Origin of the sequence: Dyadobacter fanqingshengii (assembly GCF_023822005.2) — a bacterium.
Taxonomy (GTDB): domain Bacteria; phylum Bacteroidota; class Bacteroidia; order Cytophagales; family Spirosomataceae; genus Dyadobacter; species Dyadobacter fanqingshengii.
The window spans coordinates 1,403,161-1,416,489 of sequence record NZ_CP098806.1 but is presented as its reverse complement, the minus strand read 5'-3'; the positions used below and the strand labels follow the sequence as shown (position 1 = coordinate 1,416,489).

Here is a 13,329-nt window from a genome sequence, read left to right as displayed (position 1 = left end):
TTCATTCAAATCATATCCAGACGTGCTGATTAATATATGTTTTGAGGAAGATTAACCTCAAATGTTGTTCCCTTACCAATAACGGAGTAAACAGACATTTCACCTTCCAGGCTGTCCACGAGGTGCCGCACAAGCGCCAATCCGAAGCCAAACCCCTGTTCGCCGCTGGTTCCGCCGGTCGACGAAGCGCTTCCGGTCTCAATCGCCTGAATACTTTCTGCATTCATGCCCACTCCCGTATCGGAAACGGCTATTTGCAGTGTGGGCGTTTCTAATGTGATGGCTAGTTTCAAATCCACTGTTACTGTGCCGCCAGAGGGTGTAAACTTGATCGCATTCGAGATCAGGTTACCGGTGATTTGAAGCAGTTTATTTTTTGAAAAAGCCACATTCTCCGTCAGAATGCTCGTGTTTACTACAAAAACAACATTTTTGTGCTTGGCTTGCGGCTCATATAATTTTAAAAGCTTCTCTTTGAACAGGGTCAAATTGAAGCGGTTGCTGTCTATTGCAGCCTTACTGTCGCTGACGGATTTCTTTTCCTTGTGAGATTCCAGGATTTCCTCTGCAAGATCGAGGATAGAATTTCCGCTTTTATGGATCAGATTCACAAATTCCAGCACTTCATCCATTTGATTATCGTCACCCTGGTCCTTAATGATCTGCGCTAATCCCACAATCCCGCCCAGTGGCCCGCGAATGTCGTGCGCTACCTTTTTCTGGGTCTGCTTTGATTCATTCAGCCTGGATCGCAGGTTTTCCAGTACTTTGTGGGTTTTCAACCGTCCCACAATCTCGTCTGCGATGATCTTGATCAGCTCTACTTTTTCCGGATCCAGCAGTTTGCGTTCCTTATCAAGCACACATAATGCTCCTATTTGAACGCCGTTTCCAGTTTTCAACGGCACTCCATAATAATAGCGCACATTGGGATCTCCCGTTACGTAAAATTTATCTTTGAATCTGTTATCCTCCGACAGATCCAGAACCTCAAAATGCTCCGCTTCCATGATCGTATATTGGCAAACCGAGTCTTCACGCAGCATTTGATCCAGATCCAATCCATAATTGGAAATGCTCCATTGGGTTAGGGAGTCAATGAGATTGACCAACGAGATGGAAGTACCGGCAACCTTAGCAGCCAGTTTGGTTAAATCTTTGAATGTTTCCTGATGATCCAGATAATCCAGATCGAACTCTGAAAGGCTTAGTAACCTTTCCATTTCATTTTCCGGGATTGGGGGCAAATTTTTCAATTGTAAAATAATGAAGCTGGTTTATCGGCTCGAATATACTTAAAAAGCAAAATTGTATCGAATTAATTCGGAGCAAAATGAGACATTTTTTATCAAGCATGACTTTTGTATGAGCAATTCCCAAACGTCGGATATTGACCATTATGACATAATATGAGTGACGCGTCGAGGTGTGATTCCTGCATGTACTGGTCTTGGAATAATTCAGTTTTACATCTCAACTAGTTATTGTATATTGTGCCGGGTTGAGATATTTGGAATATAACTAAATGCAGCTTTCAAAATTAAAATAAATATCTACCACTGTTAACAATCGAATTAAACATTGATAGATTAATTAACATTAATAGAAAATACTGAATTAAGCGGCTGTTAGCCATTTTAACCGTTATAGCAGATTTAGTTACAATTTTTTCTGTTTTTTCGTTTTAGCACATTTTTAAGACACCAATTTCAAAAAAGCAGGCCTAGCCATACTTAAAATCAGATGCATAAAATTACTTTCACAATATTTTTTGTCAGTATCTTCTTCAATGCAATTGGGCAGTCAAGCCCTGGCGATCAAATTTTGGGAGAGTGGATCAATGAAGAAAAAGATACGCGTATTGAAATTTACAAGAGCGGAACACATTACGCCGGGAAGCTGATCTGGGCGCTGAATATATTGGAAGCGGATGGCCAAACACCACGAAAAGACGTCAACAACACTGATGAAAAACTTAGGACCAGGAACTTGTCCAACATTGATCTGCTACATGATTTCGTATTCAGCGATGGAATTTGGGACGATGGCAAAATGTATGATCCGAAAAGTGGAAAAACGTATAACTGCTTGATGAAACTTAGAAGCGAAAAGCTTGAAATCCGCGGCTATGTTGGCATTCCCCTACTCGGCAGAACGACTTATTGGGAGCGTGTTTTATAGTTGATTTTAACGCATTTTCCGTGCTTCACTATACGCAAGGAAAGCATATTTAATCCCATTTAAGGGAATACAAAAGTCAATGTGCGTGTTCTTCTTTAAATAGCAAACACGCTTATGAAGAATATAAAATTAGGGATACTGGACCAATCCGTTGTGAGACAGGGCACTACGGTTCAGGAAGCCATTCAGGAAACCATTGCCACAGCGAAGCTTGCGGAAGAATTGGGTTATAGTCGCTTTTGGGTTTCTGAACATCATAATTCAACATTTATTGCAGGATCCACTCCCGAAGTGCTGATGGTAAAGCTGGCGGATGTCACCAACCATATCCGCATCGGCTCAGGAGGGATAATGCTCCCAAACCATAGTGCATTAAAAGTTGCCGAGAATTTTAGAATGCTTGAAACCCTCTTCCCCGGCCGGATCGATCTGGGAATGGGCCGGGCGCCAGGCACCGACCGCATCACCTCTTCCCTGCTAAACCCTTCCAATGATTTCAGCGAGAGCAGTTATTTACGTCAGTTAGAGCATTTACAGCACTTTTTCCGCGATACGGCCGGCACCGAGCGTGGCTTTATTTACGCGGCGCCGCAGTCGTCCACGATCCCTATGCAATGGATCCTGAGTTCGAGTGGCGGCAGCAGCAACATTGCGGCCCGTTTCGGAATGGGATTGGTCGTTGCGAAGTTTATCAACGGGTTTGTTAAACCCGATGTGATCGAAACTTACCGCAAAAACTTCCGGCCATCGGATCAATACGCACAGCCACACGCCTTGCTTTCTGTTTTCGTCCTTTGCGGCGAAACGGAAGAAAAAGCGCTGGAAATGCGTAAAATGATGGATTACATTCTCGTGGAATTCGAAAAAGGGAAATTCGGGCCATTTCCGGACGTTGAAACGGTAAAAAAGTACAGGTTCACGGAGGGCGAACTCGAACGCATCCGTTACAACAGCGGCAGGATCGTTTCAGGCACTCCGGAAGACGTGCAAGAGCAGCTTACAAAGCTGGCTAACGATTTCGATATCGACGAGATCATTATTTCTACCATGGCCGACAGCAACGAGAACCGGGTAAGATCATTTGAATTAATTTCTGAGGCATTTAATTTGAGAGAACCGGTTCAATAAGGTTATTTTTGTGGCAAATTCCTTAGCCAGCCACATATGAACCGTTTTGACCGTATAACTGCCATATTAATTCAGTTACAATCGCGTAAGATTGTAAAGGCTCAGGATCTCGCAGAGCGATTCGAAATTAGTTTGCGGACCGTGTACAGAGATATCAGCTCGTTGGCGGAGGCTGGCGTGCCCATTATCGGGGAGGCAGGTGTGGGTTATTCGATCATGGATGGCTATCGCCTGCCTCCTGTTATGTTTACAAAGGAGGAGGCACGCACATTCATCACTGCCGAAAAATTGATGGAAAAATTCACTGATCTTTCCACGCAATCACAATATCAGTCTGCGATGTTCAAGATTAAATCGGTGTTGCGGAGCAGTGAAAAATCAATGGTGGAAACGCTGGAAAACCACATTGAAGTAAGGCAATCGGCCAAGCCGTTTTATGGAGAAGACAGCAATACGCTGGATATTTTGCTCAAAAGCATCACGGAAAAAAAGATCTCTAAAATCAATTACAATTCCCTCGGCTTTCAGGATCTGACGGAACGCGTTATTGAGCCGGTTGGCATCTACCACGAAAATGATTACTGGTATACCATCGCCTACTGCCATTTACGCAACAATTATCGCAATTTCCGCTCTGACCGCATCCTGAAAATTGAGCTTACCGACAAAGATTTCCAGCACAAGCACGCGCCTTTAAAAGACTTTCTCGCCCAATCCTGGGACACCCAAAACCTGCGTTTGATCCGGATCAGAATAGACAGGGAAAAATCCCATTACATTCGCAATCAAAAGTATTATTATGGCTTTGTGTCCGAAATCGTAACGGATGAAGGCATTGAAATGAGTTTCCTGTCCGCATCCCTTGAAGCATTCGCACTTTGGTATTTAATGCTCGCCTCGAGTGCCTGCATTCTCGAGCCCGAAAGCCTGAAAGAAAAGGTGAGGGCTTTACTGGTGCAGATTTCTGCAAAAATTTAGCCATTAAATAAATGAAAAATATCAGCATACTAGGCATTTCGGGCAGTTTGCGCGCTGATTCCATGAATACACTCCTCCTGAAAACACTGGCAGATTTCCTGCCCGGGCATGTTCGTTTCCAGCTATTCGAAAGTCTGGACGAAATCCCTCATTTCAGTCCTGGTATTCCTGATCATGGTGGTGTTATCAGGTTCAAGCAGGCCATTCAAATGGCCGACGGCGTTATTATTTGCACACCCGAATACGCGTTCGGCGTTCCCGGAACATTAAAAAATGCACTGGATTGGACGGTTGCAACGGGTGATCTGAATGATAAGCCCGTGGCCGCCATCAGTGCTTCGCCCCTCAACACCGGTGGCGACAAAGCCCTCGCTTCCCTCCTGCTGACCCTGACAGCGCTCGGGACGAAGCGTAATGATGAAAGTTCGCTTGCCATTCCCAACATCAAGCTTAAAATCAACAGCTTGCAAAAGATCAGTGACGAGCCCACAATTGCTGCCTTAAAAGCGCAATGCACCAACCTTTTGAAAATTATCGGCTGACCGCCGCTTAAACCAAAATCAAGTGGTATATTGGTAAAATGATAGAAATTATGAGTCGAATAAAAGACTACAATTTCTATATACTAAATATTATATTTAATACATTTGAGATCTATCCACCTTAAAAAACGTTCAGAAAATGAAATTTGAGACCTTACAACTCCACGCCGGACAACAGCCAGACCCTGCAACGAACGCACGTGCCGTTCCCATCTATCAAACCACATCATATGTATTCAACAATGCCGAGCATGCCGCTAACCTGTTCGCTTTAAAGGAGTTCGGGAACATTTATTCCCGGATCATGAACCCTACGAACGATGTGTTCGAGAAAAGAGTCGCTGCTTTGGAAGGCGGTGTTGCTGCATTGGCAACTGCGTCCGGTCACTCGGCGCAATTCATCGCGATCAATAACATTACGACGGTTGGAGATAATTTTGTGACCACGTCCTTCTTATATGGTGGCTCGCACAATCAGTTTAAAAATTCATTCAAAAATATAGGCGTCGAAGCACGTTTCGCTGACGGAGACGATGTCAGCAGCTTCGAAAAACTGATCGACGATAACACCAAATTTATTTATCTCGAAACCATTGGAAACCCAAGTTACAGTGTTCCCGATTTTGAAGCCTTTGCGGCCCTGGCCAACAAATACGACCTGCCATTGATCGTGGATAACACATTCGGAGCAGCCGGGGCCATATTTCAGCCCATCAAATACGGGGCACACGTGGTGGTGCAATCCGCTACCAAATGGATCGGTGGCCATGGAACGTCCATCGGAGGCGTGATTGTGGACGCAGGAACTTACAACTGGGGCAATGGTAAATTCAAACAGTTTACCGAGCCTTCACCAAGTTATCACGGATTGGTTTTAAATGATGTATTCGGCATCGGCGGTCCGTTCGGAAACATTCAGTTCATTATCCGTGCACGCGTAGAAGGTTTGAGAGACTGGGGCCCGTCCCTATCTCCATTCAACGGCTTTTTGTTCCTGCAAGGGCTCGAAACGCTCTCATTACGCGTGGAAAGAATTGGCGAAAACGCGCTTAAACTGGCACAATGGCTTGAAAGTCAGCCACAAGTGGAAAGCGTAAACTACATTGGCCTGGAAAGCAGCAAATATCACACGCTCGCGAAAAAGTATTTAACCCGTGGTTTCGGCGGCGTGCTTTCATTTACGATCAAAGGGGATAAAACGCAGGCCGAGAAGTTCGTGGATAATCTCAAACTCATCAGTAACCTCGCCAATGTAGGCGACGCCAAAACACTGATCATCCACCCGGCCTCCACCACGCACTCCCAGCTCAACGAAATCGAGCAAGTCTCTGCCGGTGTACACCCAACGCAGCTGCGGATTTCAGTAGGGATCGAGCATATTGATGATATCATTGCCGATATCCAAGAGGCGTTCGGGGCGTTGTAAAGTGAAAAGTTAAGAATCTTGTCAGCCTGAGCGTAGTCGAAGGCGCGCTACTCCTTGGTAACGCGCCTTCGACTACGCTCAGGCTGACAGGTATGTGAGCGCTCAGGCTGACAGGTAAGCAACTTCCCTACTCCCTAATCCCCTCCAAAGCAAACATAAACGCAAATTGCAACGCGACCTCCTTTAAATACTCAAACCGTCCGGAGGCACCGCCGTGGCCGGCTTCCATATTGGTTTTTAGTAGCAGCACATTTTTGTCTGTTTTATGCGTTCTTAGTCTGGCGACCCATTTCGCAGGCTCGAAATATTGTACCTGGCTATCATGCAGGCCTGTGGTCACCAGCATGTTGGGATAATCCTTTTTTTCTACATTGTCATAAGGAGAATACGTTTTCATGAATGTATAATATTCCTTATTCTTGGGATTACCCCACTCGTCAAACTCATTGGTTGTCAATGGAATGCTTTCATCCAGCATGGTTGTGACAACGTCCACAAAGGGAACATCGGCGATAATCCCGCGCCAGAGGTCTGGCCGGAGGTTGGAAATGGCGCCCATTAGCAAGCCTCCTGCGCTTCCGCCTTCCGCGTATAAGTGTGCCGGCGAGGTGAATTTGCCCTTAATAAGATATTCGGCGCAGTCGATGAAGTCGAAAAATGTGTTTTTCTTTTTAAACAATTTCCCGTCCTCATACCATTGCCGCCCCATTTCCTGTCCGCCTCGTACGTGCGCGATCGCGTAAATGAAGCCTCTGTCAAGCAGGCTCAACCTGGTGCTGCTGAATGCGGCGTCCATGCTGTTTCCGTAGGAGCCGTATGCGTATAATAGCAATGGTGTTTTCTCACTTTTCTCTGTGCCTTTTTTGTAAACCAGCGAAATCGGGACTTTCACGCCGTCGCGCGATGTGGCATACAAACGTTCCGTCACATATTTTTCAGGGTCATAGCCGCCAATCACTTCCTGACGCTTTTTGAGTTCCTTGCCTTTGGTTTCCATGTTGTAATCATACACAGAATTAGGCGTGGTCAGCGAGGTGTAAACATAGCGCAGATTCTTGCTGTCAAACTCAGGATTGGAGCTTGCGTACGCCGTGTAAGCAGGCTCGCCAAAATCCACGTAATGCTCTGCATTGTTATTCACATTTCGGATCCGCAATTGCAGCAGTCCGTTTTTCCGCTCGGTAATCACCAGATAGTCTTTAAAAACGTCGATTCCTTCAAGCAGGACATCTGTTCTGGTTGGAATAACCTCTTTCCAATGCTCTACGCCCGTCTGATTAAGCGGCGTTTCCATGAGTTTAAAATTGAGCGCATCCTTATTGGTAACGATCAGGAACTTGTCGTTCTGGTGGTCAATGTCGTAAAGCACGTTCTTAATCCTCGGCTGAAAAACCTTGAAGTCGCCTTCCGGCTTGTCCGCGTCCAGGATCCTGTATTCCGAAGACATCGTCGCGGAAGACGCTATAATGATATATTTTTCCGATTTGGTCTTGCCTACACCAATGTAATTCGCCTTGTCTTTTTCGGCATACACGACCACATCCTTCTTGGGATCGGTTCCCAGTGTATGGCGTTTGATTTTCTCGCTTAAAAGCGTTTTTGGGTTTGTGGCCGTGTAGAACAATGTCTTGTTATCGTTCCCCCACTCCGATCCGCCGCTGGCAGGGAAAATCGCGTCTTTGAACAGCTCACCGGTTTCTAAGTTTTTCACATAAATGGTATACTGTCGCCGGGAAACTGTGTCGACGCCGTACGCCAGTAATTTGTTATCAGGACTCACATTGAAACCGACGGCAGAGTAATATGGATGTCCTTCCGCCATCTTGTCCACATCTAGAAGCATTTCTTCTTTCGCTTCCAGCGAACCTTTTTTCCGGCAATACTTGAAATATTGCTGTCCCTCTTCGCTTCTTGTATAATACCAGTATCCATTGCTGAACACCGGCACAGACTCATCTTTTTCCTTGATCCGGCCTTTCATTTCCGCGAAAAGATCTTCCTGGAATTTCTTCGTTGCAGCCATCATTGTATCTGTGTAAGCATTCTCTGCTTTCAGATAATCCACAACTTTGTTACTGTCCGGGCCTTTGCTGAAAAAATCAGCCATCCAGTAATACTCATCATTTCGTTTGTCGCCATGCATGCCGGTCTCATGGTCTTTCATTGCTGCTACGGGAGGCGTCGCTCCCGGCCATTGATATGCTTCGTTCACGTCTTTATTTTGATTACAGGAAAAAATGATAACAGCTAAAAAAGGTAAAATGATTCGCATTGTGCATCAGTTTTAGGGTGAATTCTATAAATATTAAACTTTATAAAAATACTAAAAGATAAATACATTCACCACTTTTAGTATTTATTATATTTATTAAAAGTATTAAATGTAAAATATTAAATCAATGTATGAAAAGTGCTTATCTTTTGAATATCACAGGCCTTAAATCTACAAAAAAGCGGTTGTAATCCTTTTCATCTGCACACATACGTTATATTTGAGTTTCATAAATAAAAGACCTCATGGATAAACCCGTTCATAAACTTTTCCTGCTGGACGCAATGGCATTGATCTATCGTGCACATTTTGCTTTTATCAAAGCGCCGAGGATCACGTCAAAGGGATTGAATACAAGCGCTGTTTTTGGCTTTACAAACACATTGCTTGAAGTTTTGCAGAAGGAAAAACCCACACACATTGGTGTTGCTTTCGACACCTCCGCGCCCACATTCAGGCATGTGCAGTATGAGGCATACAAGGCACAGCGCGAGGCGCAACCGGAGGATATCACAGTGGCTATCCCGCTGGTGAAGCGTCTCTTGGAAGCGATGTGTATTCCGGTCTTAGTTTTGGACGGCTATGAGGCGGATGACATTATCGGGACCATCGCCAAGGAAGCTTCGGTTGCCGGCTTTGAGGTTTTCATGATGACGCCGGATAAAGATTACGGTCAGCTCGTAGAAGAGCATGTCTACATATATAAGCCCGCGTTCCTGGGCAAAGGCGCCGAAGTCCTGGGTGTGCAGCAGATCCTGAACCGCTGGCAAATCCAGCGCATCGACCAGGTGATTGATATCCTGGGATTGATGGGCGACGCGGTGGATAACATTCCGGGCGTGCCGGGTGTGGGCGAAAAAACGGCTCAAAAACTGATCGCGGAATACGACACCATTGAAAACCTCATTACGCATGCCGACGAGATAAAAGGCAAGCTGGGCGAAAAGCTTCGTGAGAACATTGATAAGGCAGTTTTGAGTAAACAACTCGCTACGATCGACATTAAGGTGCCCGTTCCGTTCGATCCCGAAGATCTGACTGTGTGCGCGGCGAATGCAGATAAGATCATCGAGCTGTTTGACGAATTGGAATTTAAGACATTAAAAGCAAGAATACTTGGCCCGGGCATCGTTGCGACCACGGCTGTTTCCAAACCTGCCCCAAAAACAAAAGCCGGCCAGCTGGATCTTTTCGGGAATCCGACAGAGGAACTGGGCAAGCAGCCTGCAATCATCAGTGAAGGAATAGCCGATGATGATGCGCCCGAGCAAGCATATGAGGACCTGCACATCCCAACCACCAAGCAGACCATCGACAACACTTTTCACCGCTATCACACCGTGGATACGCCGGAATTGCTGAAAAGTCTGGCCTATTATCTGTCTTTACAGGAATCGTTTTGCTTTGATACGGAAACTACATCACTGGACACCATTGACGCGGAGCTTGTGGGACTTTCCTTCGCGTATTTGCCAGGGGAAGCATTCTACATTCCTGTTCCGGCGGACCGTGAAAAGGCGATTGAGATCTTGGAGAATTTCAGGGAAGTGTTTGAAAATGAATCCATTGAAAAAATTGGACAAAATATCAAATACGATTTGCTTGTGCTGCGGAGTTATGGGATTGAGATCCACGGTAAGCTAAGCGACACCATGCTCGCACATTATCTGCTGGAACCCGATAAGCGCCATGGCATGGACATTCTGGCTGCTTCTTACCTGAATTACGAACCGGTTTCGATCACTTCGCTTATCGGCAAAAAGGGTGTGAAACAAGGCACCATGCGGGATGTATCCATTCCTGAGATCACGCAATACGCGGGCGAAGATGCGGACATTACATTACAGCTGAACACCATATTTTCGCGTGAACTCCCCAAAGTGAATGCATTTAAGCTTTTCGAAAAAGTGGAAATGCCGCTCCTGAAAGTGCTCGCTGCTATGGAAAGCAAAGGCGTGCGGCTCGATATCGGCGCATTGAAAGAGATGTCTAATGTGCTGGAACTGGATCTGAGACAAACGGAAAGTGAAATTTACGCGTCGGCAGGTCAGTCATTCAACATCAGCTCACCGAAGCAACTGGGCGAAGTGCTTTTTGATAAAATGAAACTGATTGAAAAGCCGAAAAAAACCAAAACCGGGCAGTATGCAACGGGTGAAGACATTCTCTCGGAGCTTGAAAACAGCCATGAAATAGCCCGTAAAATTCTCGATTACAGAGAATTACAAAAATTAAAATCAACTTATGTGGACGCATTGCCATTGCTGGTAAGCAGCCGCACAGGGCGCATCCATACATCCTATAACCAGGCTGTTGCCGCAACCGGAAGGTTGAGCTCCACCAATCCTAACCTGCAAAACATTCCCATCAGAACGCCGCGCGGACGGGAAATAAGGAAAGCATTTGTGCCTGATAATGAGGAATTTCAGATCCTTTCTGCGGATTATTCGCAAATCGAGCTCCGGATCATGGCGGCTTTCAGCGGGGATGAAAGTATGATCGAAGCATTCAACCAGGGGCGCGACATTCACGCAACCACAGCGAGCAAGGTGTTTAAAGTGCCTTTGGATGAGGTGACTTCAGACATGCGCCGGAAATCGAAAATGGTGAATTTTGGGATCATTTACGGCATTTCAGCATTCGGACTGGCGCAGCGACTGGCGATTCCGAGAAGCGAAGCCGGCGAAATTATCCGTGCCTATTTTGAAGAATTCCCTGCCGTGAAAGGTTATATGGACAAGGTGGTAAACGATGCCAGGGAAAAGGAATTTGTGGAAACCATTTTGGGTCGCCGTCGTTACGTGCCGGACATCAATTCAAGGAACCAGACAAACCGTGGTTATGCGGAGCGAAACGCCATTAATGCGCCCATCCAGGGTTCAGCGGCGGATATGATCAAAGTAGCGATGATCAATATTCATGATTTTATCGCCAACGAAAAGTTGAAATCACGTATGATCCTGCAAGTGCATGATGAACTCGTGTTCGACGCGCACCGCGACGAAATCAGCCTGCTAAAAGAAAAAGTGGATGAGCTGATGCGGGTTGCTATTCCCTTACCCGTAAAGATGGAAACCGGGATCGGCATTGGCGCCAACTGGCTCGAAGCACATTAAACAACAAAAAAAGGAAGGCTTTTGGACTGAATCCGAAAGCCTTCCTTTTTTTAAACCCGACCTGTGTTATTTCAACAACCAGATCACATCATTAATGTCGTCTTTTCCTGCAAATTGCCTGTCAATAGCCGCTTTGTAATTAGCTGCGTTTGTGGTTCTTTCGGAAGACGGATATTGCCAGCGCAATGCGATACGGCCCGAATTTCCGGTTCCTACTCCTGTCATAAACTTCGGAAAACCGGTTCTGCGGTAATCAAAATAAGCTTCCATTCCTGAATTCATAAAAAATGCAAGATATTTCTGCGTAATGATCTGTTCCAGACCCGCTGCATTGTTTCCGCCGTATTTAACCAAAGGCTGCGCATAATAAGTATTGAAGCTGAAATTGACATTATAGCTCACAAAATCACTTGCATCGCGTCCGCCGGTTTTAGAATAAAGCATAGACAATGTTCCGTCTTTCACACCATAAAACTCCTGAGAAGCCCTTATCCCTTTTTGATACCATTGCTCTGCACTTCCCGGCGCCCAACCTCTGTTGATGGCCTCGGCAATGTTGAAACACATTTCGGGATAGCCTACGATGAAAATATTCTCACCGGTGTAATTGGAATAATATCTCGAACGGCTTTGGAAAGAATAAGCACCCGGCGCAAACCCCGGTCCATTGTTGATACCCGCTTTGGACGACATATCAGCCAAATCTTCGCCTGAACTTGCACCAACGAATGCTGTAAAATCAGAGGGCAGTTTCCCTGCTTTCAACTGAGCACCAGCCGGTTCCGTTGTGACCATCACACGCGGGTCTTTACGTGCAGTCAGCAGGCCAACATATGTTGCGGCCATATTCTGGCGTGTCGCATCAAAACCAAAATTATCGGGATTCGAAGGATATTTGTTGAAGTTATTTGAAACAAATTCCAGGTTGTCAACCATTCCTTCCGGCAATGGATATTTGGCCGGATTGGCCAGAATGGCAGCGAACTGACTTTTGATGTTCAAATCTGTGTCGGCCTCTTTTTTGCTCAAACGGATCAGTACGCGCAGACGGAATGCATTCACGATCTTTTGCCATTTGGCCAGTTTGCCGGCAAAGTAAAAGTCGCCGCCAACCGTTGTCTCGCCCTTCGCGATCAGTGCGGTCATATCCGAATTGGATTCATCCAGCCATTTAAGAATCTGAATGTAGATCTCCTTTTGGGAATCGTATTCAGGCGTAAGGTTCTCGCGTCCCAGGACAGCGCCTTTCATAGGCAGGTCGCCCGCACGAACGCTCATTTGATCCATAAAGAAGGCACGGAAAAACTTGCCCAGCGCGCTGTAACCGTTCACATCAGCAGCACCTGTTTTCTTGTGCTCCAATTCCATTTGGGTAACGTTTTTCAGCGTTGTGTAATGGTCGTTGAATGATGACCATTGGTATTCGTTATTGCCATAATAATTGTAGTTAATGGCATAAAACTGGTTCCAGCGCATTTCTGAGCTGAAAGGCAGACCGGTTTCGTTGAACATATCCCATTCAACTCCCTGTAAAATCAGGGAAGCGGGCGCGGTGGTTGCGCGGTTGGGATCTTGTTCCAGTTCTTCAAAACTCTTTTCACAGCCCGTAAATGTCAGGGCTAGAAAAGTGAGTGTTCCGAGTAATATTTTATGATGACGCATCATTTTCTATATTTAAAATGCAAG

At 45.8% G+C, this 13,329-nt stretch carries 9 protein-coding genes; 6 read left to right on the top strand and 3 right to left on the bottom strand.

Translation table 11 applies throughout. The annotated features are described in order from the left end of the window. Positions 1-29: 29 nt before the first annotated feature. Positions 30-1,223: a GAF domain-containing sensor histidine kinase gene (locus NFI81_RS05610; RefSeq protein ID WP_234613545.1), complete on the bottom strand. Its 1,194-nt coding sequence runs from the start codon at positions 1,221-1,223 to the stop codon at positions 30-32. A gap of 520 nt (positions 1,224-1,743) precedes the next feature. Here NFI81_RS05610 and NFI81_RS05605 point away from each other — a divergent pair. The 5 genes from NFI81_RS05605 to NFI81_RS05585 all read left to right on the top strand — a co-directional run bounded on the left by NFI81_RS05605 (position 1,744) and on the right by NFI81_RS05585 (position 6,255). Next, positions 1,744-2,181, top strand: coding sequence for a DUF2147 domain-containing protein (locus tag NFI81_RS05605; protein ID WP_234613546.1), 438 nt, complete (start codon positions 1,744-1,746; stop codon positions 2,179-2,181). Between the two features lie 114 nt (positions 2,182-2,295). Next, positions 2,296-3,309 (top strand): LLM class flavin-dependent oxidoreductase, encoded by a 1,014-nt coding sequence (locus NFI81_RS05600; RefSeq protein WP_234613547.1) that lies wholly within the window; start codon positions 2,296-2,298, stop codon positions 3,307-3,309. A 36-nt stretch (positions 3,310-3,345) separates the two neighbouring features. Further along, positions 3,346-4,287 carry a helix-turn-helix transcriptional regulator gene (locus NFI81_RS05595; RefSeq protein WP_234613549.1) on the top strand — a complete coding sequence of 314 codons (942 nt, stop codon included), beginning with the start codon at positions 3,346-3,348 and terminating at the stop codon, positions 4,285-4,287. Between the two features lie 11 nt (positions 4,288-4,298). Next, on the top strand, positions 4,299-4,829 hold the full coding sequence (locus NFI81_RS05590; RefSeq protein WP_234613550.1) for an NADPH-dependent FMN reductase: 531 nt from the start codon (positions 4,299-4,301) through the stop codon (positions 4,827-4,829). Positions 4,830-4,968: 139 nt separating this feature from the next. Next, positions 4,969-6,255, top strand: coding sequence for an O-acetylhomoserine aminocarboxypropyltransferase/cysteine synthase family protein (locus NFI81_RS05585; RefSeq protein ID WP_234613551.1), 1,287 nt, complete (start codon positions 4,969-4,971; stop codon positions 6,253-6,255). 127 nt (positions 6,256-6,382) lie between these two features. On the opposite strand, the gene NFI81_RS05580 is transcribed toward NFI81_RS05585, so the two are convergent. Next, complete coding sequence (locus NFI81_RS05580; RefSeq protein ID WP_235139035.1) at positions 6,383-8,527, bottom strand: S9 family peptidase; 2,145 nt, start codon at positions 8,525-8,527, stop codon at positions 6,383-6,385. A 245-nt stretch (positions 8,528-8,772) separates the two neighbouring features. On the opposite strand from NFI81_RS05580, the gene polA reads away from it, so the two are divergent. After that, a complete protein-coding gene (gene polA, locus NFI81_RS05575) occupies positions 8,773-11,643 on the top strand; it encodes a DNA polymerase I (protein WP_234613553.1) in 2,871 nt (956 codons plus the stop codon). Between the two features lie 66 nt (positions 11,644-11,709). Here the strand turns inward: polA and NFI81_RS05570 are convergent, their stop codons facing one another. After that, complete coding sequence (locus tag NFI81_RS05570; RefSeq protein ID WP_310587698.1) at positions 11,710-13,308, bottom strand: SusD/RagB family nutrient-binding outer membrane lipoprotein; 1,599 nt, start codon at positions 13,306-13,308, stop codon at positions 11,710-11,712. Positions 13,309-13,329 lie beyond the last annotated feature (21 nt).

Excerpts from the sequence above, each read along its gene's own strand:
- NFI81_RS05570 (WP_310587698.1), bottom strand. The coding sequence starts at position 13,308 with ATGATGCGTCATCATAAAATATTACTCGGAACACTCACTTTTCTAGCC.
- NFI81_RS05595 (WP_234613549.1), top strand. The coding sequence starts at position 3,346 with ATGAACCGTTTTGACCGTATAACTGCCATATTAATTCAGTTACAATCG.
- NFI81_RS05585 (WP_234613551.1), top strand. The coding sequence starts at position 4,969 with ATGAAATTTGAGACCTTACAACTCCACGCCGGACAACAGCCAGACCCT.
- NFI81_RS05605 (WP_234613546.1), top strand. The coding sequence starts at position 1,744 with ATGCATAAAATTACTTTCACAATATTTTTTGTCAGTATCTTCTTCAAT.
- NFI81_RS05610 (WP_234613545.1), bottom strand. The coding sequence starts at position 1,223 with ATGGAAAGGTTACTAAGCCTTTCAGAGTTCGATCTGGATTATCTGGAT.
- NFI81_RS05590 (WP_234613550.1), top strand. The coding sequence starts at position 4,299 with ATGAAAAATATCAGCATACTAGGCATTTCGGGCAGTTTGCGCGCTGAT.
- NFI81_RS05580 (WP_235139035.1), bottom strand. The coding sequence starts at position 8,527 with ATGCGAATCATTTTACCTTTTTTAGCTGTTATCATTTTTTCCTGTAAT.
- polA (WP_234613553.1), top strand. The coding sequence starts at position 8,773 with ATGGATAAACCCGTTCATAAACTTTTCCTGCTGGACGCAATGGCATTG.
- NFI81_RS05600 (WP_234613547.1), top strand. The coding sequence starts at position 2,296 with ATGAAGAATATAAAATTAGGGATACTGGACCAATCCGTTGTGAGACAG.